Source organism: Hydrogenophaga sp. 5NK40-0174, assembly GCF_040372165.1.
Taxonomy (GTDB): Bacteria; Pseudomonadota; Gammaproteobacteria; order Burkholderiales; family Burkholderiaceae_C; genus Hydrogenophaga.
Genome location: NZ_BAABWG010000004.1, coordinates 489,232 through 511,899, shown reverse-complemented (window position 1 = coordinate 511,899; position 22,668 = coordinate 489,232). Strand labels below are relative to the sequence as shown.

The following is a 22,668-nucleotide window of genomic DNA, read 5'->3' as shown; positions in this document are numbered from 1 at the left end:
CATGAGTGCGGCATCAACTCTCAAGGCAGGCGCAACACTTTCCAGGCTGAGGGCTGCCATGAGCGCCCAGCTTCAGGGGATGAACCAGCGTGAACGCGTCATGGTCGGCGTGGCCGCTGCACTGGTGGCTGGAGCCCTTTTGTGGGTCGTCCTGATCGCCCCTGCCATCAGAACACTGCAGTCAGCCCCCGAGCAGCATGCATCGCTCGACGCGACGCTGGAGCGCATGCAGCGCTGGGCCGAGCAGGCAGAAGCCATCAAGAGCGTGCCAACCGGAGACGTACCGGCACGAGGCAAGGTGCTGGCGGCGATCCAGGGGTCGCGAAGCACCCTGGGCGAAGGCAGCGTTGTCACTGTCAATGGAGACAGGGCTGTCGTGCAGCTGGGGCCAACCAATGCGCAAGCCTTTGCGCGCTGGCTCAGCCAGATGCGTGTGAATGCCAGGGTCGTGCCCGTGGAGGCGCAGATTCGCCGCGTGGGGCGCAACTGGACAGGCCGCATAGAGCTGGCGGGACCAGGACTGAGCGGAGGAGGCAACTGATGCGATGGCCATCCCCTTCCCGTCTCGCCTGGCTATTCGGCATTGCCGGCGTCGTCATTGGGACCGTCATGTTCGCTCCGGCGTCATGGCTGGCAGCTGCTGTCATGTCGGCGACGCAAAACAAGGTGCAACTTGTCAATGCCCGTGGAACCATCTGGCGTGGGCATGCTGATCTGGTGCTCACCGGAGGCGACGGCAGCAGGACCTTGACTGCTCTACCCAAAGGTGTTCACTGGCAAATGGGATTGCGCTGGGCCACCTCACAGCCAGCCTTCGAAGTGAAGCTGAGTGCACCTTGCTGCACACCAGAGGTCCTCAATGCGCTGATTTTGCCCGGCTTCTCCAGCAGCACAGTCCGTGTTCATGCACCCAGGAGTCAGTGGCCAGCCCAGTTGCTGGCGGGACTGGGTACGCCCTGGAACACCTTGCAGCTCGACGGAATGCTCACAGTGGAGGCTCGCCGATTCGAACTGAACTGGGCCAAGGGCCGGCTGATCGCTGACGGCAATGTCCGCCTCGAGGCCGTGGATGTGTCTTCTCGTGTGGCCACCATCCGTCCGCTGGGCTCATACAGGGTAGAAGTCTCCGCCAGCAGGCAATCCCAGCAGGCTGTCATTCTGCTTCAGACTGAGCGGGGAGCACTGGAGCTTGAAGGCGACGGCATGTGGGTAGGCGGAAGACTGCGGTTTGAAGGCGAAGCCAGCGCTGCGCCTGGCAAGGAAACCGCTTTGAACAACTTGCTGAACATCCTCGGCCGCCGCCGGGGCCCGATTTCCGTGATAAAGATCGGTTGAGCAGGTGCTATGAAAGAGGACATTGGCGCTCGCGCGCTAGGATTGAACGAATGAAACAAGATCGACGGCAGCCTGGAGCACCCTACCCTGACGCACACACGCGCCCGCTGGCGCTGGCGCTGCGCAGTGGCAAGGCAGCAGTCATTGCGCTGAGCCTGAGCGTCGCAGCAGTGGGCGCATCGCTCACCGGCAGCTCAGCGCTGGCGCAAACCAAGGGCAGCAAGGAACCCGTGGAGCTCAATTTCGTCGAAGCAGACATCGAGGCAGTGGCGCGCACCATGGCCGCCATCACCGGACGCAGCGTCGTCGTTGACCCGAGGGTCAAAGGAGTGGTGACACTGTCGACCGACCGCCCTGTTCCGCCGATGGCTGCGCTGGACCAGTTTGCCGCAGCGCTGCGCATGCAGGGCTTCACTCTGGTTGACAACAATGGCCTGTACAAGATCGTGCCGGAAGCGGAAGGCAAGTTGCAAGGCGCAGTGGTCAGCGCTGGAGGCGTCGAGGACATCAAGGCTTCCAACCAGATCGTCACGCAGATTTTCAGGCTCAACCATGAGTCGGCCAACAATCTCGTCCCGATCCTGCGCCCTCTCATCGGCGCCAACAACACAATCAACGTCAACCCTGGCAACAACTCGCTGGTCATCACGGACTACGCTGACAACCTCCAACGCATCGGCCGCATCATTTCTGCGCTGGACATTTCAGAGGCGACCGACGTCGAGATCATTCCCCTGCAGCATGCACTGGCCATCGACATCGTCCCCCTCGTTGCCAAGCTGGTGGAGCAAGAGGGTGCGGGCTCAGCTGCGGCCAAAGGCGTCACCACGTACCAGACAACATTGGTGGCCGACCCGCGCAGCAACAGTGTGATCCTGCGTGCAGCCAACCCTGCGCGACTGGCGCTGGTCCGGTCGGTGGTCGAAAAGCTCGATCGCCCCATGTCGGATCAGGTCTCGGGCAATATTCACGTTGTCTACCTCAAGAATGCCGACGCCAAATCACTCGCAGCGACCTTGCGCGCCGCACTGGCCGGAGAAGCATCGTCAGTCAGCAGCTCCGGGGGCTCCGGCTCTCGCGGCATGGTGCAGGCTTCTGCCGGAGGCGCTGGCGCAGCAGAGGGAAACAAGGCCACAGCCCCGGTAGCGGCTTCTGCCGAGCCTTCCACCGGCGGCCAGATTCAGGCTGATCCGGCAACGAATTCCCTGATCATCACGGCGCCAGAACCCCAGTACCGGCAACTGCGCGCTGTCATCGACCAGCTCGACTCCAGACGGGCCCAGGTGTTCGTGGAGAGTCTGATCGCAGAGGTCAATGCAGACAAGGCTGCTGAATTCGGCATCCAGTGGCAAGGCCCGCTGGGCAATCTGGGGGAAAGCCTGATCGGTGTCATGGGGACAAACTTCGGCTCGGGTGGAGACAACATCCTGACCAACACCATGGCCATTGCCCAAGGTGATTACACCTCGGTCACGGCACCATCCACAGGCATGAACTTCGGGCTGGCGCAGCGGCGCAATGGTGTCTATGTGCTGGGCTTTCTCGCGAGATTCCTGCAGGAGAACGGTGACGGCAACATTCTTTCAACGCCAAATCTGCTCACGCTTGACAACGAGGAAGCCAAGATCGTGATCGGCCAGAACGTGCCGTTCGTGACTGGCCAATACACCAACAACAACACCTCGGGCGACACGGTCAACCCGTTCCAGACCATCGAACGCAAGGATGTGGGCCTGACTTTGAGGGTGAAGCCTCAGATCAGCGAAGACGGCACCATCAAGATGACCATCTTTCAGGAGGTCAGCAGCGTGCAGGCCTCCTCGGTCAACTCATCGACGGGCCTGATCACCAACAAGCGCACCATTGAATCCACGGTGCTGGTCGACGACGGTCAGATTGTGGTGCTGGGTGGATTGCTTCAGGACGAATACTCCGGCAACGAAGAGAAGGTGCCGGGCCTGGGCGATGTACCCATTCTGGGCAACCTGTTCAAATCAGAGGCACGCAGCCGCCGCAAGACCAATCTGATGGTATTCCTGCGGCCAGTCGTGCTGCGTGATGCCAAACGGACGCAGGACTTTTCCCTGGACCGCTACGAGTTGATGCGCGTGTTCCAGAAAGATGCGCAGCCGTCCAAGAGCTATCTGGCGCCCGTCAACGAGGCACCCGTGATGCCTCCCCAACGCGCGCCACAAGCGTCCGAACAACCCGAGGTGAGCAAGCCACAAGAGGCTCCCACCCCAGCGGTACAGATCCCTCTGGCAAACTGATCTTCCGTTCGCCATCACCCTCTCATTGCCCCAGTCCACGCCAAGAGCCACATGAAGCACCCACTGCCCTATGCCTTCGCCCGCGAGCATTTGTGGCTCCTGGAAGACGACGGCCAGCGTGTTGCCCTGGTCGGCAGTGAGTCTCCTGCTGGCACCAGCGCGGAACAGGCCAAGCGCATGAGTGCCCTCTCGGAGATCATGCGCCAGCACGAAGTGCATGAATTGCTCTGGGAGCCGGCCGAGACACTGAAGCAACGAATCAGCGCAGCCTACTCGCAGGGAGAATCCAGCGCGGCCGCCATCGTCTCCGAGGTTCAAAGCGATGCCGACCTCAGCCGCATGATGCAGGAGCTGCCGGCTATCGAGGACTTGCTGGAAACGGCAGACGATGCGCCCATCATCCGGATGCTCAACGCCTTGCTGACCCAGGCGGCCCGGGATGGTGCAAGCGACATTCACATTGAACCTTACGAACGCCACTCCAGCGTCCGCTTTCGGGTCGACGGTTCCCTGCGGGAAGTCGTACAGCCCAACCGGGCTTTGCATGCTGCACTGATCTCCCGGCTGAAGATCATGGCCGAGCTGGACATCTCGGAGAAGCGCTTGCCGCAAGACGGGCGCATCAGCTTGCGCATCGGCACCAGGGCGGTGGACGTGCGCGTCTCGACACTGCCCAGTGCCCACGGCGAACGTGCCGTGTTGCGATTGCTCGACAAGAGTGAAAACAAACTAAACCTTGAAGCGGTCGGCATGCAGGGCGACGTGCTGGAGCAGTTCAAGCAACTGATTGAGCAGCCACATGGCATCATCCTCGTGACAGGCCCCACTGGCTCGGGAAAGACCACCACGCTCTATGCAGCGCTGCAGCGCCTGGATGCCAGCACGCTCAACATCATGACCGTGGAAGACCCGATCGAGTACGAACTCGCCGGGGTTGGTCAGACGCAGGTCAATGCCAAAATTGAACTGACCTTTGCCAAAGCGCTTCGTGCCTTGCTGCGACAGGATCCGGACGTCATCATGATCGGCGAGATTCGCGACTTCGAAACCGCCCAGATTGCGATTCAGGCCTCCTTGACCGGGCACCTGGTGCTGGCCACATTGCACACCAATGATGCCCCCAGTGCCGTGACCCGACTGACAGACATGGGCGTTGAGCCTTTCTTGCTGTCCAGTTCGCTGCTGGGCGTGCTGGCACAACGCCTGGTGCGACGTTTGTGCGAGCGCTGCAAGCGGGAAGATGATCAGGGCCGCTGGCACCCGGTGGGCTGTGATCACTGCAACCAGACTGGCTACAAAGGGCGAACCGGCATTTACGAGCTGCTGGTCACAGACGAGAACATTCGCGCACTGGTGCACAAGCAGTCTGCAGAGGCTGAGATCGCCAAGGCGGCACGTGCCACCGGGATGCGGACGATGCGAGAAGATGGTCAACGTCTGGTCGAGACGGGTGTGACCTCGGCCCAGGAAGTGATCAGCGTCACACGCGATTGAAGCAATTGAAGCGATTGAACGCCACAGCACAAGACGCCCATGCCTGCCTACGCATTTGAAGCTCTCGACACCAAAGGCTCCACGCAAAAGGGGCTGATCGACGCTGAAACCGCCAGGGCTGCCCGAGGCATCTTGCGCTCGCGAAATCTGGTTCCTCTTGCGGTAGAACCAGCCACGCAATCCGAGTCCGAGCAGCGCGGTTCCGGCTTGAACAGAACGCTGTGGAACGCCAGGGTGTTCAACTCCACTGCGCTGGCGGTATGGACCCGGCAGCTGGCGGGCCTCGTCAGTTCTGGTCTTCCGCTGGAGCGCGCACTGACCGCACTGTCGGAAGAGGCTGAGGACCCGAGGCAGCAACGCCTGGTCGCCACCTTGCGCTCCGAGGTGAACGCCGGTTCACCCTTTGCTCAGGCACTCTCGCAGTTCAGACGCGAGTTTCCCGTGACCTACACGGCCGTGATTGCGGCGGGAGAGCAGACCGGGCAGTTGGGCGATGTCCTGGAGCTGTTGGCAGACGACATGGAGAACCGTGAGGCGCTCAAGAGCAAGGTGGTGACTGCATCGTTCTACCCTGCCATCGTCGCGATCGCTGCTGTGGTCATCGTCATGTTCCTGATGGCTTATGTCGTACCCCAGATTGCCACCGTGTTTGAAGGCTCCAAGCGTGCCTTGCCCACGCTGACCGTGATCGTGCTTGGCATCAGCAGTGCTGTTCGCAACCATGGCTGGTGGCTGCTGGCAGGTTTTGCGGCGGCCATGGGAGGCATGTACATGGCGTACAGGCACGAAGCGACCCGCCTTCGCCTGGATGCCATGTGGCTTCGTATGCCGCTCATCGGCCGGCTTGCGCGGGGCTACAACGCCGCCCGGTTCACCGGAACCCTGGCCATGCTCGCAGGCGCTGGTGTGCCCATCCTGAAGGCGCTCCAGACAGCCGCAGAGACCTTGTCCAATACAGCGATGCGAGCTGACGCACTTGATGCGCTGATCCTTGTGCGTGAGGGTGCGCCCCTGGCGTCGGCATTGTCGAGCAAGAAGCGTTTTCCCCCGCTGGTGGCGATGTTCTGCCGCCTGGGTGAGCAAACCGGTGAGCTGCCCGTGATGCTGCAGCGGGCGGCAACACAGCTGGGCGCCGAAGTCCAGCGCCGTTCGATGCGAATGGCCACCATTCTGGAGCCATTGCTGATTCTCGGTATGGGCGGTATCGTCCTCATCATTGTGCTGGCCGTCATGCTGCCCATCATCCAGATGAACCAGCTGGTCAAATAGGCGCTGCCTTTCACAACGGCTTCCCTGCCTCTACACTCACTACTCTCTCATTGGACTGACCGCCCCAGGGCGGCCAGGGTTTGGACTCTCAATCATGGCTGTCAGTCTGGAAGGCAAACTGGTGGTGGCGATCTCGTCACGCGCCCTCTTCAATTTCGAAGAGGAAAACCGCGTGTTCGAGACAAGCGACGACCATGCCTACATGCAGATGCAACTCGAGCGGCTTGAAGAGCCCGCCAAGCCAGGCGTCGCGTTTTCTCTGGTGCGCAAGCTGCTCGCTTTCAATGACACGAACACACAGCGTGTGGAAGTCGTGATCCTCTCCCGCAACGACCCTGTCTCAGGCATGCGCGTCTTTCGCTCGGCCCAGCACTATGGCCTCACGATTCAGCGCGGAAGTTTCACACGGGGTCAGCCACCCTGGCGTTACCTTCGTCCGTTGCGGGCCAACCTGTTTCTCTCCACGCACCTGGCTGATGTGCGTGCAGCGCTTGATGCTGGTGTGCCTGCTGCGCAGGTCTACCCCCAATCGGTTCTGGCCAGCGATGCCCACCCCAACGAAGTCCGCATCGCATTCGACGGAGATGCCGTCCTGTTCTCTGACGAGGCTGAGCGGGTTTTCCAGTCGGAAGGCCTCAATGCCTTCCAGGCCCACGAGGCGAGCAAAGCCTCGCAGCCCCTGGCTGGCGGCCCGTTCAAGCCTGTGCTGGAAGCGCTGCACCGACTTCAGGCCGAAGGTCGGCAGCCGGATCAGCCCATGCGCATCAGAACGGCCCTGGTAACCGCTCGCAGCGCACCTGCACATGAGCGGGCCATCAGGACCTTGATGTCGTGGGGTATTGAAGTCGACGAGGCGATGTTCCTCGGCGGTTTGCCCAAGGGCGAATTCTTGCGTGAATTCGAACCAGACTTCTTTTTCGATGACCAGACAGGGCACATCGAGTCTGCCTCGCAACATGTCCCGGCCGGCCACGTCGCCAGTGGCGTGAGCAACTGAGCAACTGAGCTTGTGAAGCGGATCAGTTCACCGCTGTCACTGCCCCACCCACTGGCGCCCAGATGATGGGCGACGACCGCTCGCCTCCCTCCATGACCGCTTCTACGCTGATCTGGTGCAATGGCTCGGCGGGACTCTCTTTCAAGGACAAGGTGAATCCGCACATGGGATCGGCTTCGGCGAACATGACCTTGACGTCCGGTCGCGCCTGCCTGCTGACCTGAAGCATCTGTCCTTCAGCCGCACCGTTGATGCGCACCACGCAGTGGTCGATCGGATCCTTGAACCAGGCCAGTGCCCACCCTTTAATCTCGATGGGTCCGTCGGCCGTCCTCTGCACATCGTCGAGGTGCCCCAGAATGGGAACGCCAGAGAGATCTTCTTCCATGACGGGGAAGGCCAGCTGCCGTGGCGCCGCCGTGTAGTCCAGCATGCGCTGCAGCGACGCCATCTCGGCTTGCAGAAGCTGCAGGTAGTCGGGTGAGGGAAGGGTTTCTTCATCACAGCGGTTGTGCATGAGGAAGAACTGGCTATCGAGGCAATGCGAGCTGAACGCCCTGCCCCTGACCGATTTGCGATGCTTGAACTCTTGCCATGAACGGGTGACATAGTGATTGATCCGGAAGGCATCCCAGCACACCACTTGACTCAGGGCGTGCTCAAAAGCAGGCGGACGCTCGAAGCCCAGCATCGTCGTTTTGGGTTCTCCATTGGTGTGCACATAGGCTTTGCCCGCCTGAAGCCTGACGTTGTGCGGGCAGGTGAAGTCGAGGATGCTCTGCGGACGGACGATGGTCTTGAAATGGTGATTGACCAGGCGGTGTTGTCCGGCGTGCCAGGTAAAGCGCTCGACCGAACTGCCCGGCTGATGCCGCAGTTGCATCGAAGCTCCGTAGGTGGCCCAGTTCAGGGCGACAGCTCCAACGTTCCGCCCCTGCTGTGCCAGGAAGGGCAGCAGACCGGGGTTGCCGGCGCTCGGCCAGATGAGCTCGTCAGCATCGATGAACGCCATCCAGTCCACCTGCCGGCCGTAAGTGCTGGCCAGATACCGGTAGGCAGGCAGCTGTGGCTTCCATCCGGGCAGGCTGGGCCAGTCCACCAGATCAACCACTCCTGCAATGGCCAGTTGCTGGAGCATCTCGGTGGTGCCATCCGTGCTCCGGTTGTCGGCGATGAAGAAACGCCGCACGCCCATCAGACGATGGTGTGCCACCCACTCCAGCAGATAGGGTGCTTCATTCTTGACAATACACGCCACACCCAGACGTGGCCATGCACCATCGCCGGGCCTGGCCCCGGGATTCCACATCATGGTCGGCCAAGCAATTTGGAAGTGATGGCAACGCGGCGTTGGCCGCCATTGCCCGTGCTGAATCCTCTGCACAGAGGTGTTCAGACTCAACGAACCAGCACAAACCGTGCCCAATGGAAAGCACTGGTACCAATCCGGTCAGGCACAGATGATGCCGATTTTTGCGGCGAGAGGCTACCCACATTCGAGGGTGAATCTGGCCAATGAAATCCCCTCTCTCACCTCTTCAACGTGGGGAAAGTCCACACATCATGGCGATGGTGAGCGATCACTCATGGAGTAGGCTTCCCAGCCTTTGGCCCGCAGTTCGCAGGCAGGACAACGCCCACAGCCATACCCCCAAGCATGGCGGTGATCGCGGTCGCCCAGATAGCAAGTGTGTGTGTGCTCCAACATCAGCTCGATCAGCTTGTTGCCACCTTCAGGAACCCCGCTGGCTTCTCCCATATCGTGCGCCAGCGCCCAGGTCTGTGCCTTGTCGATCCACATCAAGGGCGTCTCGACCAGAAAACGGTGGTCCATGCCCAGAGAGAGTGCCAGTTGCATGGCCTTCATGGTGTCATCGCGGCAATCGGGGTAACCGGAAAAGTCGGTTTCACACACTCCGGTCACGAGGGCCGTCAGACCACGCCGGTAGGCCAGCGCAGCTGCCAGTGTCAGGAACAGCAGGTTGCGTCCGGGAACGAACGTATTGGGCAAACCGTTGCTTTCCATGGCGAACGCCATGTCGCGTGTGAGGGAGGTCTCGCTGACCTGGCCCAACACGCCGACGTCGAGCACATGGTCCTGCCCCAACTTCCCGGACCACATGGGAAACGTCTCGCGAAGCCTGGCCAGTACATCAAGGCGTGCCTGCATTTCGACGCTGTGGCGCTGGCCGTACAGGAAACCCAGTGTCTCCACCCGTTCATATTGCTGCAATGCCTGCGCCAGGCAGGTCGTGGAGTCCTGCCCACCGGAGAAGAGCACAAGAGCAGCGCGATGGACGCCGACAGGGCGAGGCGACGAAGTAGATGGCGTTGGCATACGCCGATGTTAGCGTCGTATACCCCTGTTGCGCCGCATTTGCCGCGCAAACGCCGCGGCTTTCACGCGGCAGCCAAAGCTTTCTCGGCGAAATGATCTCGGCTGGTGGCGATCATTCGCAGCAACGCCCTGTTCGCATGATCGAGACTGAAATCGTACTCGTCGCACGCTTTGGGGATGTCCCCCAACTGGTCGACTCTTGTCTGCGCTTTGGCCATGCCAATGTAGGCGCTGTAAGGGCCGGAATCTCTCAGCGCCGCATCCAGCAGGCGACCGGAGAGGGGCAGGCGATGCAGCACAGCCCCCAGGGACTCGTGCATGAACTGGTCAAGCTCGGTAAAAGTGCTGGCCAGGTGTACCTCTGCACGCAGGTTGCGATCGGCACTGCTGTCCAGCAGGTGCTGCGCCAGGCGCGCACGCATGACCGCAGCATATCGAACGGGATGCATGTCCATGTCCTGACAGGCGCCGCGCTGCTGCTGAAGCAGCCAGCGACCAAACGCGTCGAAGCCAATCATCATCAAGGCGTGTTTGAGAGACCCGATCTCCTGACTCAGGCCAAATGCCGCCGAATTGGCCATGAGGAGCAGCCGATACGTCATGACAGGGTCCTGACGAACCAGGCGTTCGATCCGGTCAATCGATGTGTCTCGCCTGAGCAGCTGCCGCAGCTGCTCGATAACCAGAGCATCGCAGCCCGGCTTGGACGCCTTGCTGTTGTGCAAGACATCCTCGTTGGGCCACTCAAGCAGCCCCCAGGCTCCCGATTCATCCAGACAATGGGCCGCCAGGGCCTGGCTCGCAACGCCCTCGTAGAGCTGACCGCGCACGATGGGATTGGGCACCACATTGCCGCCTGACCTGCCGCCGGGTCTGGACTGCAGCGCCACCAGCGCATCGTGCGGACTGATGGTAAGCAAGCTGCGAACATCCACTGGCGGGATCACTTCCCCCTGCACTTCTTGCAGCGACGCGTGGCGAAGCACGCGATGGCCACGGCGTACGGCCACGGCCACATGGGCCAGCCGGTCCGGCACCTGAAACCAGCCAGCTGGCAACTCCAGCCAGGTATTGCCCAGCGGAGGCAATGACAGCAGATCATGCGCAAGCGACTCGTCTTCAGGCGCCAGTATGAGTGATGGCGCGGCCTTGGGCCAGTCGTTGCCCATGGCCCGAAGCAAATGCTCTCCGTCCACATCCTGCCGAACCAGCGTGCGAATCACCAGCCTGACCGCTACGAGCTGTCGCGTGCGGCTCCAGACCGGCTGATAGCCCATCGCAACGCTGTCAAGAACGGTCCGGGGCATGGTGTTATCCGATGTACTGGAAGAGCGACAGGCGCTGGACCTGCGCGTACGACTGCAACGCGGCCTGCAAGCCCACCTGCTGGTTCTGGAAATCCGAGATAGCCTCTACCAGATCGACGTCTTCCAGATTCGAGATTTCGCCTTCCAGCGCAGCCTGCCGGTCGCTGAGCAACATGTCCGTGGAATCTGCGCGATTGAGCCAGGCGCCCGCCGCGCTTCGGGCCTGCATGATGCGATCCAGACCGGCATCCAGCTCCGATGTGGCGTTGCCCACAGACTGGGTCAGCGCCGCACTGGTGGTGGTGTCCGAAGTGCGAAGGGCGTCGATGGCGTCCTGCATGACCTGGAAGATATCGGTCGAGGCCGTCACAGCGGTCAGGTCGACGCTATCGCCATTTGCCGGCATGCCAGAGACTTGCACGGCCATACCGTCGAATCCGATCTGCATGCCCGACTGGTAGGGCTGATTCACTTGTCCCGGTACTGGCGTACCTGTGGTGACGTTGGTCACCGTGTACTCGATCACACCGCCACCCACGTCCGCGAAGCTGATGGCATAGTCGTTGCCGGTGAGAGCCGCCGGATCTGTGACTTCGCCGATGTCCGTGCGAACACTGCCGGTGTTGGTCGCTGGCAAAGACGGATCGAAAACGCCATTGCCCTGGGGTACTCTCATGAAGACGGCATGCCCATCCATGGATTGGGGCAATGATGAGCTGGTGGCAGCCTCCTGTCCCCGCTGCCCCTGAAACTGGACACCCCCACCCGAAGGCCCCTGCACTTCGACGAAGGGCAAGGAGCTGCCACCCAGGCCGCCGAACAGGGTGCGCCCCGATGTGTCCGTTCTGTTGGCCACGGCCAGCAACTCGTCGCGCAGGCCTTCGATTTGCTGGGCAAGATCCTTGTGCTCGCGAGGTGTGTAGGTGGCATTCCCCGCCGCGATGAACAGTTCGCGCACCTGCTGGATCAGCTCTGTGGCATCACCCAGTGCGCTTTCCACCTGGGACAGGCTGGTGCGTGAGGCTTCGATGGAGCGCTGATCAAACGCCGCGCGCTCCTGTCGATTGCGCGCCGCCTCCGCCATCACCGCAGCCACGGGGTCGTCGCTGGCCCGCAAGACACGCTTTCCTGTCGAAATGCGCTCCTGCTGCTGGGACAGATCGTTCTGTCGCTTCTGAAGCGTCGCGATCGTGGTTTCGTAGCTGTGTGCGGTGGCAATGCGGGTCATGTTGATCCTCTTTCACATGGCAGAGGAGGTTTAACGTCCAACGGTCTGCATCAGGGTATCGAAACTGCCCTGCGCAACTTGCAGAAACTTGGCTGCCGCTTGGTACGACTGCTGATACTGCAGCAAGCGGGCTGCTTCTTCATCCAGGTTGACCCCGGCAACCGACGAACGGGCATCCTCGGCCGAAGCAGCGACCTGCTCTGAAAATTGGGCGGAGAACTTGGCACCCTGGACTTTCGTGCCGAGGTGGGAGATCAGGCTGCTGTAGCTGTCACCCATGGCAATGCCGTCATAGGCCGGGGTATCGCGCAGCGCCAGCATGGCTTCAGCATTGCCTCCGTTCTGGGCAATCTGGCCAGGAAGTGCCGCCGTGACATCGAAAGAGTCACCCGGCGCAGGGGAGCCGCGCAAGGTAAGACTCCAGCCATTGAACTCGATGGGCTGACCGGGTGTGTAGTTGTAGGTCGCTGGAGGTCCCGGGTTGTCTGGCGCAGGGTTGCCCGGCCCCAGACCAGTGGCGACAAAACTGCCGTCGGCCTGAAACGTGATGGTGACCGGATCGGTCAGATTGGCTGACGGGCTGACCGGATACAAGGCTTCGACGCTGACGCCGCCATTGTTCGAGACACCGGGTGAAACCTGCACCGGGCTGGCAACTGCGAGCTGGTTGGGAGCACTGAGTGCCACATCCAGATTCTTGGCTGCCTGCGCGTAAGGCCGGATGAGGAACTTGTCACCATTGTTGGCCGCCCCTGCATCAAGCTCGATGGACAGACCGTCAATCTGTACTGGCAGGCCCGGATAACTCGTCACGGTGTTGTCCGAGATGCGACGGATACTCACGCCGGCAGCATCAAAGCTCAACTCGTAGTCAGACGCCACCAACTGGCTGGCATCCAGCACCGAAGCGTGCAACTGGGCCGTCCCGGTGTTGTCCGTGTGAGCAAGCCCCGGTGCGTCCGCTGGCGGGACGAACAAGTCGGCGCCAGGATTGCCGTTCATGTCCAACCCCAGTGTGTGCTGGGTGTTCATCTGGGTGGCAATGGACAATGCCATGCGGCCCAGCTGGTTGGTCATGGAGGGAAGGTCATCGTTGAGAAAGACCATCAGACCGCCAAGCTCTCCGCCCAGGTTGGCGTCAGCCATCTCCATGGACACACCCGCCTGCATGAAGGTCACATGGGACCTGCTGGCGTCCATGGGGTCCCGAGTGACTTTCAATTCGTTCGCGTTGCGACCCAGCACCAGCGGCTGGCTCCCGCCTGCAAACACGCTGATGCTGCCATCGTCTGCATTGACGGTGCTCACCTGCACCAGTTTGCTGAGCTCGGCAATGAGCTGATCTCGCTGGTCCAGCAAGTCGTTGGGTTCGCCCCATGCCCCCTGGTTCTCGAGCACCTGCTGGTTGAGTTCGGCAATTTCGCCAGCCAGACGATTCACGTCCGCCACTGTCTGAATCGCTTGCTGGCGACCGCTCGAAGCCAGGTAGTCCAGCTGAGCAGCGGTGTCGCGCATGCGCGAGGCCAGATCGTCGGCTCGCGACAAGGCCACGACGCGTGCTGAGAGGTCGGACGGAGAGTCGGCGACATCCGACCAGGCATTGAGCATGTCATTGACCGCAGCACCCAGCCCATCGTCACCCAATGGAAAGAACGACTCCAGGCGCTGCATCTGGCTCAGACGGGTGGAGTCTGCCGCCGCCACGGATGCAGTAACCTGCGCTTCGCGTGTGAGGAACGCGTCGTGCGCACGGCGCACTGTCGACAGCTCGACACCTTTGCCGTAGAACAGGCCACCAAGCTCCTGGTAGCCAGCCTGCCGTGTATGAACTTCCTGACGGGAATAGCCTTCGGTGTTGACGTTGGCGATGTTGTGCCCCACGACCTGCAAGGCCGAGAGGTGCGTGGTCAGAGCACGTGAACCGATATTGAGCGCAGCCGTTGACATGTCATGGTCCTCCTGGACATCAGCTGTCTTGGGCGCGTTGCAGCGATAGCGCCATGTTGATGGCCCGGCCAAGCTTGGAGGCGTAGTTCGGGTCGGTTGCGTAGCCAGCTTGCTGCAAGCCGCGTGCGAAGCCCTCGACGGAGTCGAGCTCCTTCATCACCTTGGAATAACGTGGACTGTTGCCGATGAGCTTTGCGTAATCACGGAAAGCATCTGCGTAAGAGTCATAGGCGCGGAATTTGGCCACCAGCTTGCGCGGCTTGCCATTGATGTACTCCGTGGTCACCACCTCGGCCACATCGCCCTTCCATGAGGAAGTCGCCTTGATACCAAAGAGGTTGTGTGAGTTGCTGCCGTCCCGGTGGCGGATTTCGCTCTTGCCCCAGCCAGTCTCGTGCCCCGCCTGTCCGATCATGAAGCTGGCCGGAATCCCGGTCTCGCTTTCGACCTGCCGGGCCGCCCTGGCATGCTGATCCACGAAGTTGGCGCTGCGCCCGCCTGAGCTGGCCTTTGCGACCGTGCTCGTACCCTGGCTTCGGCGGCCACTCCACGAAGGCTCTTCCTTGGCACTGGTGATCGGTTGCGCTGGCAGACCGCTTCGCGCTTCCTGGCTCAGCGAAGCCATTTGCTGGCTGAGTTGGCGTTCAATCGCCGAGGACAGGCCACCCGGCATGCCCGCCAGATGCCCTGCCAGCTGCTGATCGAGCAGATCCTCCCCGAGGTTCTGCCCTCCGCTGTCAAGCAGGCCGGACTTCATGGTCGCCTGGCGCATGCTCTTGATGATTTCCCGCATGAACAACGATTCGAACTGGCGAGCGGCTTCCTTGAGGGCCGCCTTGCCCTTTTCCCCGCCTTGCGACGCACCGTAATGCAAGCTGTTGAGCGCGGTCGGGTCCGCGCTCAGGCCTTGCACCGACGTCATGGACGAGGTGGCGTTCATGTCAGATGACCTCCAGCTCCGCGTTCATCGCGCCTGCGGCATCAATGGCCTGGAGAATGGCCAGCAGATCCTGCGGGGTGGCGCCCAGCCCATTGAGCATGCGCACCAGATCCGACAACTGCGGGGCCGCGTTCATCTCGATCATTGACCCACCCTCCTGGGTGATCTTGATGTCGCTTTGCTCTGCGACCACCGTCTCGCCTTTGGGTGAAAGCGGGTTGGGCTGGCTGATCACAGGTGTGCTGCTGATGGTCACCGACAGATTGCCGTGAGCCACTGCGCATGGACCCAGCGTGACAGCCTGGTTCATCACTATCGATCCCGTCCGTGTATTGATGACCACCTTCGCACGCGGAATGGTCGCTTCCATCGGAATTTCTTCCACTTCAGCCAGGAAGCCGACACGCTCATGAGGATTTGCCGGGGCCAGAAGGCGCACGGTGCGGCCATCGACCGCTTGCGCTGTGCCGCTGCCCATGCGCACGTTGATGGCATCGGCCACACGCTTGGCAGTCTGGAAATCCGCAGACTTCAGCCCGAGATCGATGGTCTGCCCCAGTGCGAAGGGCGTCGGAACCGAGCGCTCTACCTGTGCACCATTGGGAATGCGGCCAGCGCTGAGATGGTTGATCTGCACTGACGAGCCACCTGCCGAGGCCCCGGCTCCGCCCACGACGAGGTTGCCCTGCGCCAGTGCATAAATCTGTCCGTCCACGCCCTTGAGTGGCGTCGCGATAAGGGTGCCTCCCCGAAGGGATTTGGCGTTGCCAATGGAGGACACGGTCACGTCGATGGCCTGACCGGGCTGCGCAAAGGCTGGCAACTCGGCCGTGACCAGCACCGCCGCCACGTTCTTGAACTGCAGCTTGGCGTCTGCAGGAAGTGTCATGCCAAGGCTTTGGAGATAGTTCTGCAGGCCCTGAGAAGCATAGGGCATCTGGGTGGTCTGGTCGCCCGTTCCATCGAGGCCGACAACGACGCCAAAGCCGGTGAGCTGGTTGGTGCGAACGCCCTGAACTGCGGCGATCTCCTTGATGCGCATGGCGTTGGCGTCTTCCACGGCCAAAGCCAATGACGCGACCAGAATGGTCAGCAGCCACAACAGCCGGACGCCGAGTGGGAGCCAGCTGCGCCGCAGCCAGCGCGTGGCATCCAGACCTGCGCCGCATGGCGGCCGGGGTGCCGTGTGATCGATGAGAACGCCGAATTTCATGATCATCATCCTAAGAAGAGATCAGAACGGGAAAACGTTCAAAAAGATGCGGCTTAACCAGCCAATTGTTTGCGCTTCGCCGATGGCACCCCTGCTACGGGAATCGACACGAACGTCAGCAACTTGAGCCGAAGCGACCACATTGCCTGGCCGGATGGTCCGTGGATCCACACGCCCCGAGAAGCGCAGGACGTCCACGTTGTCGTTGACGCCCACCTGTTTTTCGCCAACCACGACCAGGTGGCCATTGGGCAGGACCTGCTGCACGGTGGCTGTGATCGAGCCTGAGAAGGCGCTGTCATTGACGGTATCGCCCTTGCCCGCAAAATTGTTGGCCGACTCTCCGCCCAGGTCGAAATTCTTGGTCTTGACCAGATCGGCCGCCCGGATACCCGGAATCGCCGAGACGCCACCCGAGGCGCTGCCCGTGCGATCGATGGAGGAAGTCGACTTCTGGGAAGCGCTGACTTTCTCGGTGATCTGGATGGTCAGGGTGTCCCCCGGGAATCTGGCCCGCGGATCTTCAAAGGCCGGGCGGTAGCTCGCGGCCTGGAACAGGCTTCCCGTGTGTTGGGCCGGCGCAGGCGCGACGTTTGCGTAGTCGATGGGCTGAGCGGGCGCCACTTCGACCGGCTTGGTCATGCAACCGGCGACCAGAGCGGTCACACCAACAAACATAAGAGTGGCAATGGAGCGAGACATGGGCACAACCTTGAATCAGGTGAACGGGTTCAGGACAGCAGCTTGATCACAGCTGGCCCAGGCGCTGGAGCATCTGGTCAGAAGTCTGAATGGACTTGGAGTTCATCTCGTAGGCGCGTTGGGTCTGGATCATGGAAACCAGCTCCTGCACCACATTGACGTTGGACGTCTCGACGTAGCCTTGCATGATCTCGCCCAGGCCTGCTGTGCCAGGCGCGCCGACGATGGGTGCGCCCGAAGCGACAGATTCGCTGTAGAGATTTTTCCCTCGGGGTTCAAGCCCTGCAGCATTGATGAAATTGGCCAACTCGATGTTGCCGACCTGCTGAGGCTCAGGGTTGGCAGGCAGCTTCACGGTCACGATGCCGTCGGCACCCACGGTGATGCTCTGGGCCTCCGCCGGCACCGTGATGTCCCCGGCAACCGGCAGTCCGCCCGATGTAACCAGGCGGCCATTGGCGTCCACCTGCAGGCTTCCGTCCCGGGTATATCCTGTGGTGCCATCAGGCATGGTGACCTGGATGAAACCCGCCCCATTGACCGCCAGATCCAGCTGGTTGCCTGATTGCTGCAGACTTCCCTGGGTGAACTGACGCGCAGTGGCCACGGTGCGGACACCCAGGCCAAGCTGCAGGCCGGTGGGCAACTGGTTTTGCTCGCCGGTGTTCGCACCTACCTGCCGCAGGTTCTGGTACATCAGGTCCTCGAACACGGCGTTCGATCGCTTGAAGCCATTCGTCGACACATTGGCCATGTTGTTGGCAATGACATCCAGCTGAGTCTGCTGGGCCTGCATGCCCGTCTTGGAAATCCACAGTGAGTTGATCATGGTGGGCCTCTATCGTTGTCTCGGATGGGTAGGGAATCAGTTGTGGCTGAGCAGCTGACTGGCGGCCTTGTCGTTGGCTTCGCCGTTCTGCATCATTCGCATCTGGATTTCGAACTGGCGGGCGACGGCGATCATGCCGACCATCGCTTCGATCGGGTTCACGTTCGAGCCTTCGAGCGCACCGCTCTGCACGCGGGCGTTGGGATCGGCCAGCAATGGCGCCTGCTGCGCCGTGCGGAACAGTCCGTCTTCACCACGCTGCAGCGGGTTGTCTTCAGTGGGCGTCACCAGCTTCAGGCGGCCCAGCGGCTGTGCGGGCAGGTCACCCACCTTGGCGCTGATGTTGCCGTCGTCACCGATGTTGATGGTGGCGTTGTTGGGCACCACGATGGGCGTCTCGCCCTCACCCAGCACAGGCAATCCCTGAGGATTGACCAACGTGCCGTCAGCATTGACCTGGAAGGCGCCGGCACGGGTGTAGGCCTCCGTACCGTTCAGGCTTTGCACAGTGAACCATGCACCGTCCCTGGCCGCAACATCAAGCGGCCGACCGGTCGGGTTGATGGCGCCAGGCGCGGCATCGTGTCCCGCCGTTGCCTCGAGGTTGAACACACGGGTGGTCGCACCATCTCCACGCACGGGCACCGAGCGAAATGTGGCCAGCTCGGCTCGAAAGCCGGGCGTAGACACATTGGCCAGGTTGTTGGCCAGGAGCTGCTGCCGGTGTGACGCGGCGGTGGCGCCGGTCATGGCGGTGTAGATCATGCGGTCCATGGCAATCTCGCTTCAGTTCGGTCGCAGGTGTGCGTGACTCAGTGCGGGGGTGAGTTCATCAACGCATGTTGAACAGCGTGCTGAGGATCTGGTCCTGCGTCTTGATGGACTGTGCACTGGCCTGATAGGCGCGCTGGGCTGTCATCATGTTCACCAGCTCGGCGGTGAGGTCGACGTTGGAGTCCTCCAGCGCACCTGCACGCAAGTAGCCAAGCTTGCCTTCACCGGGAGCGCCCCGCACCGGTTCGCCGGAGTCGAACGTCATGGTCCAGTTGCCGCCACCGGTGGGCTGCAGACCCTGAACGTTTCGGAAGTTGACCAGTGCAATCTGGCCGGCGGCTTGTGACTGGCCGTTGGAGTAGCGAGCGGTGATCACACCAGCGTCACTGATGCCCAGACTGGTGAGTTCGCCCGGGCGATAGCCATCTTGCGCCAGGTTGGTCACGGCAAAGTCTGCACCGAACTGGGTGACCTCGGTGAAGTCAAGGTCCACCTGGAACACCTGTGCAGGGTCGTTGGGCGAGGCCAGTTGAAGCTGCGGAATCACAGTGGCTGGATCAAGCGTTCCGTCATCCAGAAAGTTGATCTGGAATGGCACCGAGGCGGCCGCGTCGGCTCCGTTGACACTGGTGTAGACGTTCCACTGGTTGTTGCCGATCTTCTCGAACACCAGACCCACTGGAATTTCGATACCTTGGGGGTCGAAGGCATTGAGCGAGGTGCTGTATGTGCCAAAGGGGGTGGGCGGGACCACAGCCGCTGCGATCGGTGCGCGCGCATCGAGGTTGAACTCGGCGGTGATTTCTTCGGTCTGCCTGGCGGGAATCGGGCCACCGGTGGGCAAGGTGAGTGGCACCGACTCAAAGCCCTGGCGGACGCCGTCATTGTCTGTCTGGTAGCCCATGAGCTGGCCGCCATCGTTGGTCACGATGTTGCCGTCACGATCGAGCTTGAACATGCCAGCTCGCGAATAGGCCATGGACCCGTCAGGCATGCTCAGCTCAAAGAAACCGTTGCCGTTGATTGCCACGTCCAGATCGTTGCCGGTCACTGTGATGTTGCCCTGGGTGAACTCCTGGGACACCGTGGCCACAGCCACACCAATACCGGCATTGATACCGCCGGATGCGTTGATGGAGGCCGCGTAAACTTCGGAAAACTCGGCTCGGGAAGCTTTCATGCCGACGGTGTTGGCGTTGGCAATGTTGTGGCCGATCACGTCGAGGTTGCGGCTGGCGGCGTTGAGGCCGGAGAGTCCTTGCTGGAATGACATGTTGTGGTCCCTTTCTGGTGGGAAGGCTGCTTGGCCGTTAGGCGGTCAGTCCCTGAAGCGTGTTGGAGTGGCTGAGCGAATGATGTGAAAGAGGTGTCTGAGTGGTCAGGTGCTGCCGGTCTACATGAAGGCGCTGACCTGGTCGTAAGTCATGGTCCGCCCGTTTTGGAGGTTGAGCTGGACGGCACCGTTGGAGAAGCTGACCGAGTCGACCTTGTAGCGGGCCATGGGTTGAGCCACCACAGCTTCGTCACCGTTGGTGGCGCGAATGGCAAATCCCCTGACCTGGCCGACGTCGACCGAGTCAGCGTCCCACTCGAAAGCGTGGGTGCCCGCGCTGAGCGAACCCATGTCGACGGTATCGATGATCTCGCCGTTGACACCCATGATGTCCACGTAGACCTGGCTGGCATCGGTGTCGACCTTGACCGCGCCTTTGCCGACGGTTTCTTCCCAGGCAAGGTCGTTGCCTTCGACCAGCGCTTCACGGCCGATCAGGGAGGCGCCCTGGAGCGACTGCATCGACGCGTTCTGAGCTGCCATGCCCTCGAGCGTTTCGTTGAGCTTCTGGATGCCACTGACCGTGTTGATCTGTGCCATCTGGGTGGTCATCTGTGCGTTATCCATCGGGTTGAGCGGATCCTGGTTGTTGATCTGCGCAACCAGTAGCTTGAGAAACCGGTCCTGCATCTCCTCCGCGTTCTGCGGCTTGTTGGAGGTGGTGGCGGTGGTGCTGCCGATGGTGGTGCCGAGATTGGATATGTCGATTTGCTGGGCAAACATGGTGGTTCACTCCTGGGTCACTGTCCCATTTGCAGGGTCTTGAGGAGCAGCGTCTTGGCGGTGTTCATGACCTCGACGTTGTTCTGATACGAGCGCGATGCGGAAATCATGTTGACCATCTCTTCCACCGGGTTCACGTTGGAGTGGGTCACATAGCCTTCGCCGTCGGCAGCTGGGTGATGCGGGGCATACTCCCGGCGGCCGGGTGCATCGCTTTCCTTGATGTCCTGAACCTTCACCCCCGCAGAGCCCTCGTTGCCCATGGGCACGGTCTGGAACATGATGTGGCGGGACTTGTAGGTCTCGCCATCGGGTCCGGCCACGGCGTCGGCATTGGCCAGGTTGCTGGCTACAACGTTGAGGCGCTGGGCCTGCGAGCTGACGGCGCTGCCCGAGACATTGAAGATGGTGAACATTGACATGTTTCAGTCCTTCCCGTGTGTGCCGATCACTGACCCGTGATGGCACTGAGCATGGTCTTGACGTGACCATTGATGAACCGCAAGGTCGACTCGTAGCGGATGCTGTTGTCGACGAAGTTGGCGCGTTGCTGATCCAGGTCGACCGAGTTGCCATCCTGGCTGGGCTGGGTTTGTACCGTGTATGCCAGCTCGGGGTTTTGCACGCTCGGTGCGTTCAGGCGCATGTGGCTGGCGTGTGTCACAGCAGCTGTCTTGACGTCTGCTCCGCCCGAAACGGACTTGAGCGCATCGGCAAAGTCGAAGTCGCGAGCGACGTAGCCTGGGGTGTCCGCGTTGGCGATGTTCGATGCCAGTACTTGCTGCCGGTGCGAGCGCAGCATGAGTGCGTCGCCATGAAAGTCCAGGCGGGCAGTCATTTGTTCGAGCATGCAGACCTCCGGTGCGGATGGTGTTTGTGGTCGCCTGAAACCGGTGTTTCATGCGGGCTTGGCGTCAGTATGGAAAAACTTGAGGGTTGGCAATGGACCGAACAAAACCCCTGAATCGCCGTATTTCCCCGCTTCGCCCTGCACGAGCCGCTACTAAAGTGAGATCTGCCAGACATCGTCTGGTGACTTGAACAGCAAGCACCAGGAGCCGACTGCCATGCACCACTTTCACACCCTCATATCAAAGCTCAGCCAGTTGCCCCGCGGGGCATGGGCGATGGCGTTCCTCTCTCTGGCTGTCTGCGTCTGCGTGCCTCCCGCCCAGGCACAACAGGCCCGGCAGGCGGACGGCGTTCAGCAATTGCAGCAACTTGCCTACGACTGGCTTCAGCCCGCACTGGCCTCTTCGTTGGGCAACACCAGCACTGGCCCGCTGCGGCCGGAAGTGGTCATGGGCACGCTTGACCCCCGCCTCAAACTGGCAGCCTGCTACCGGGTAGAGCCCTACCTGCCCACTGGCACCCGGCTGTGGGGGCGAAGCCGCATCGGTCTTCGCTGCCTGGAGGGGCAGGTCAGGTGGAACGTTTTCTTGCCCATCACCATCAAGGCCTGGGGACCCGCCTGGGTGCTCAAGCGAAACGTCACCGCTGGTGAGGTTCTGACTGAAGAAGACGCTGCGCTGGCCGAAATTGATTGGGCGGAACAGCATGCCAGCGTGCTGGCCAACCCTGAAAACTGGGTGGGCACGCAGGCGTCCTATTCATTGCTCGCCGGGCAGGCACTGCGCCAGAACATGGTCAGACAGGTCCCGGTATTCAAGCCGGGCGCTCAGGTTCGGGTGCTCAGCAAGGGCAATGGATTCCTGGTCACGGTGATCGGCCGCGCCATGACCCATGGGATCGAAGGCGAGTCAGTGCGCATCCGGCTCAAGGGTGGCCGGATCGTGACGGGTACGGTGCGCAACGGGCAGGTTGAGGACGTGCTTTTGTAGATTTCGTGCATTTTTGGGCCATCTGGGCTCTCGAGTGTGAAAAAAATCTCAAGAAATCGGATGGCTAGGGCTAAAGTTCTCTCAGGGCAGGCCGATGCTCACTGCATGACGCCCAATTCTCTTGGGCC

21 protein-coding genes are annotated in these 22,668 nt (G+C 61.4%); 7 read left to right on the top strand and 14 right to left on the bottom strand.

Annotation, left to right across the window (positions count from 1 at the left end):
• The first annotated feature begins 1 nt into the window (after nt 1).
• From ABWV89_RS15845 to ABWV89_RS15820, 6 genes are all read left to right on the top strand, one after another.
• Entirely contained in the window at nt 2-541 is a 540-nt protein-coding gene (locus tag ABWV89_RS15845; RefSeq protein ID WP_353398879.1) for a type II secretion system protein M, read from the top strand.
• A complete protein-coding gene (gspN, locus tag ABWV89_RS15840) occupies nt 541-1,335 on the top strand; it encodes a type II secretion system protein N (protein ID WP_353398876.1) in 795 nt (264 codons plus the stop codon). The genes ABWV89_RS15845 and gspN overlap by 1 nt, the downstream gene beginning before the upstream one ends.
• A gap of 50 nt (nt 1,336-1,385) precedes the next feature.
• Entirely contained in the window at nt 1,386-3,605 is a 2,220-nt protein-coding gene (gene gspD / locus ABWV89_RS15835; RefSeq protein ID WP_353398873.1) for a type II secretion system secretin GspD, read from the top strand.
• A 51-nt stretch (nt 3,606-3,656) separates the two neighbouring features.
• Complete coding sequence (gspE, locus tag ABWV89_RS15830) at nt 3,657-5,099, top strand: type II secretion system ATPase GspE (protein WP_353398870.1); 1,443 nt, start codon at nt 3,657-3,659, stop codon at nt 5,097-5,099.
• A 39-nt stretch (nt 5,100-5,138) separates the two neighbouring features.
• Nucleotides 5,139-6,368 carry a type II secretion system F family protein gene (locus ABWV89_RS15825; RefSeq protein ID WP_353398867.1) on the top strand — a complete coding sequence of 410 codons (1,230 nt, stop codon included), beginning with the start codon at nt 5,139-5,141 and terminating at the stop codon, nt 6,366-6,368.
• Nucleotides 6,369-6,462: 94 nt separating this feature from the next.
• Nucleotides 6,463-7,365: a 5'-nucleotidase gene (locus ABWV89_RS15820; protein WP_353398864.1), complete on the top strand. Its 903-nt coding sequence runs from the start codon at nt 6,463-6,465 to the stop codon at nt 7,363-7,365.
• 22 nt (nt 7,366-7,387) lie between these two features.
• Here the strand turns inward: ABWV89_RS15820 and ABWV89_RS15815 are convergent, their stop codons facing one another.
• The 14 genes from ABWV89_RS15815 to flgB form a co-directional block, all read right to left on the bottom strand.
• Nucleotides 7,388-8,677, bottom strand: a complete 1,290-nt coding sequence (locus tag ABWV89_RS15815; RefSeq protein ID WP_353398861.1) for a glycosyltransferase family 2 protein — start codon at nt 8,675-8,677, stop codon at nt 7,388-7,390.
• A gap of 249 nt (nt 8,678-8,926) precedes the next feature.
• Nucleotides 8,927-9,703: a 7-cyano-7-deazaguanine synthase QueC gene (gene queC / locus ABWV89_RS15810; protein ID WP_353398859.1), complete on the bottom strand. Its 777-nt coding sequence runs from the start codon at nt 9,701-9,703 to the stop codon at nt 8,927-8,929.
• 62 nt (nt 9,704-9,765) lie between these two features.
• Nucleotides 9,766-11,010: an HDOD domain-containing protein gene (locus ABWV89_RS15805; protein WP_353398856.1), complete on the bottom strand. Its 1,245-nt coding sequence runs from the start codon at nt 11,008-11,010 to the stop codon at nt 9,766-9,768.
• A 4-nt stretch (nt 11,011-11,014) separates the two neighbouring features.
• Nucleotides 11,015-12,238 (bottom strand): flagellar hook-associated protein FlgL, encoded by a 1,224-nt coding sequence (gene flgL, locus ABWV89_RS15800; protein WP_353398853.1) that lies wholly within the window; start codon nt 12,236-12,238, stop codon nt 11,015-11,017.
• A 30-nt stretch (nt 12,239-12,268) separates the two neighbouring features.
• Entirely contained in the window at nt 12,269-14,185 is a 1,917-nt protein-coding gene (gene flgK, locus ABWV89_RS15795) for a flagellar hook-associated protein FlgK (protein ID WP_353398850.1), read from the bottom strand.
• 19 nt (nt 14,186-14,204) lie between these two features.
• Entirely contained in the window at nt 14,205-15,125 is a 921-nt protein-coding gene (flgJ, locus tag ABWV89_RS15790; RefSeq protein WP_353398848.1) for a flagellar assembly peptidoglycan hydrolase FlgJ, read from the bottom strand.
• Between the two features lies 1 nt (nt 15,126).
• Nucleotides 15,127-16,338, bottom strand: coding sequence for a flagellar basal body P-ring protein FlgI (locus ABWV89_RS15785; protein WP_353398846.1), 1,212 nt, complete (start codon nt 16,336-16,338; stop codon nt 15,127-15,129).
• Nucleotides 16,339-16,359: 21 nt separating this feature from the next.
• The gene (locus ABWV89_RS15780; RefSeq protein ID WP_353398843.1) at nt 16,360-17,040 is read right to left on the bottom strand and encodes a flagellar basal body L-ring protein FlgH; all 681 of its coding nucleotides are present in this window, start codon (nt 17,038-17,040) and stop codon (nt 16,360-16,362) included.
• Nucleotides 17,041-17,086: 46 nt separating this feature from the next.
• Complete coding sequence (gene flgG / locus ABWV89_RS15775) at nt 17,087-17,869, bottom strand: flagellar basal-body rod protein FlgG (protein WP_353398842.1); 783 nt, start codon at nt 17,867-17,869, stop codon at nt 17,087-17,089.
• Between the two features lie 36 nt (nt 17,870-17,905).
• Nucleotides 17,906-18,643, bottom strand: a complete 738-nt coding sequence (gene flgF / locus ABWV89_RS15770) for a flagellar basal-body rod protein FlgF (RefSeq protein WP_353398839.1) — start codon at nt 18,641-18,643, stop codon at nt 17,906-17,908.
• Nucleotides 18,644-18,701: 58 nt separating this feature from the next.
• Complete coding sequence (gene flgE / locus ABWV89_RS15765) at nt 18,702-19,916, bottom strand: flagellar hook protein FlgE (RefSeq protein ID WP_353398837.1); 1,215 nt, start codon at nt 19,914-19,916, stop codon at nt 18,702-18,704.
• Nucleotides 19,917-20,036: 120 nt separating this feature from the next.
• Complete coding sequence (locus tag ABWV89_RS15760; RefSeq protein ID WP_353398834.1) at nt 20,037-20,699, bottom strand: flagellar hook assembly protein FlgD; 663 nt, start codon at nt 20,697-20,699, stop codon at nt 20,037-20,039.
• Nucleotides 20,700-20,716: 17 nt separating this feature from the next.
• On the bottom strand, nt 20,717-21,121 hold the full coding sequence (gene flgC / locus ABWV89_RS15755) for a flagellar basal body rod protein FlgC (protein WP_353398831.1): 405 nt from the start codon (nt 21,119-21,121) through the stop codon (nt 20,717-20,719).
• Nucleotides 21,122-21,147: 26 nt separating this feature from the next.
• Nucleotides 21,148-21,549, bottom strand: coding sequence for a flagellar basal body rod protein FlgB (gene flgB, locus ABWV89_RS15750; RefSeq protein WP_353398828.1), 402 nt, complete (start codon nt 21,547-21,549; stop codon nt 21,148-21,150).
• 217 nt (nt 21,550-21,766) lie between these two features.
• Between flgB and flgA the strand changes: the two genes are divergently transcribed.
• On the top strand, nt 21,767-22,540 hold the full coding sequence (flgA, locus tag ABWV89_RS15745) for a flagellar basal body P-ring formation chaperone FlgA (protein ID WP_353398825.1): 774 nt from the start codon (nt 21,767-21,769) through the stop codon (nt 22,538-22,540).
• The last annotated feature ends 128 nt before the right edge of the window (nt 22,541-22,668 follow it).

Coding starts and splice junctions, on each gene's coding strand:
- ABWV89_RS15760 (WP_353398834.1), bottom strand. CDS start 20,699: ATGTTTGCCCAGCAAATCGACATATCCAATCTCGGCACCACCATCGGC.
- flgB (WP_353398828.1), bottom strand. CDS start 21,549: ATGCTCGAACAAATGACTGCCCGCCTGGACTTTCATGGCGACGCACTC.
- gspE (WP_353398870.1), top strand. CDS start 3,657: ATGAAGCACCCACTGCCCTATGCCTTCGCCCGCGAGCATTTGTGGCTC.
- ABWV89_RS15820 (WP_353398864.1), top strand. CDS start 6,463: ATGGCTGTCAGTCTGGAAGGCAAACTGGTGGTGGCGATCTCGTCACGC.
- gspN (WP_353398876.1), top strand. CDS start 541: ATGCGATGGCCATCCCCTTCCCGTCTCGCCTGGCTATTCGGCATTGCC.
- ABWV89_RS15825 (WP_353398867.1), top strand. CDS start 5,139: ATGCCTGCCTACGCATTTGAAGCTCTCGACACCAAAGGCTCCACGCAA.
- gspD (WP_353398873.1), top strand. CDS start 1,386: ATGAAACAAGATCGACGGCAGCCTGGAGCACCCTACCCTGACGCACAC.
- flgJ (WP_353398848.1), bottom strand. CDS start 15,125: ATGAACGCCACCTCGTCCATGACGTCGGTGCAAGGCCTGAGCGCGGAC.
- ABWV89_RS15780 (WP_353398843.1), bottom strand. CDS start 17,040: ATGTCTCGCTCCATTGCCACTCTTATGTTTGTTGGTGTGACCGCTCTG.
- flgL (WP_353398853.1), bottom strand. CDS start 12,238: ATGACCCGCATTGCCACCGCACACAGCTACGAAACCACGATCGCGACG.
- flgK (WP_353398850.1), bottom strand. CDS start 14,185: ATGTCAACGGCTGCGCTCAATATCGGTTCACGTGCTCTGACCACGCAC.
- queC (WP_353398859.1), bottom strand. CDS start 9,703: ATGCCAACGCCATCTACTTCGTCGCCTCGCCCTGTCGGCGTCCATCGC.
- ABWV89_RS15805 (WP_353398856.1), bottom strand. CDS start 11,010: ATGCCCCGGACCGTTCTTGACAGCGTTGCGATGGGCTATCAGCCGGTC.
- ABWV89_RS15845 (WP_353398879.1), top strand. CDS start 2: ATGAGTGCGGCATCAACTCTCAAGGCAGGCGCAACACTTTCCAGGCTG.
- flgF (WP_353398839.1), bottom strand. CDS start 18,643: ATGGACCGCATGATCTACACCGCCATGACCGGCGCCACCGCCGCGTCA.
- flgA (WP_353398825.1), top strand. CDS start 21,767: ATGCACCACTTTCACACCCTCATATCAAAGCTCAGCCAGTTGCCCCGC.
- flgC (WP_353398831.1), bottom strand. CDS start 21,121: ATGTCAATGTTCACCATCTTCAATGTCTCGGGCAGCGCCGTCAGCTCG.
- ABWV89_RS15815 (WP_353398861.1), bottom strand. CDS start 8,677: ATGATGTGGAATCCCGGGGCCAGGCCCGGCGATGGTGCATGGCCACGT.
- flgG (WP_353398842.1), bottom strand. CDS start 17,869: ATGATCAACTCACTGTGGATTTCCAAGACGGGCATGCAGGCCCAGCAG.
- ABWV89_RS15785 (WP_353398846.1), bottom strand. CDS start 16,338: ATGAAATTCGGCGTTCTCATCGATCACACGGCACCCCGGCCGCCATGC.
- flgE (WP_353398837.1), bottom strand. CDS start 19,916: ATGTCATTCCAGCAAGGACTCTCCGGCCTCAACGCCGCCAGCCGCAAC.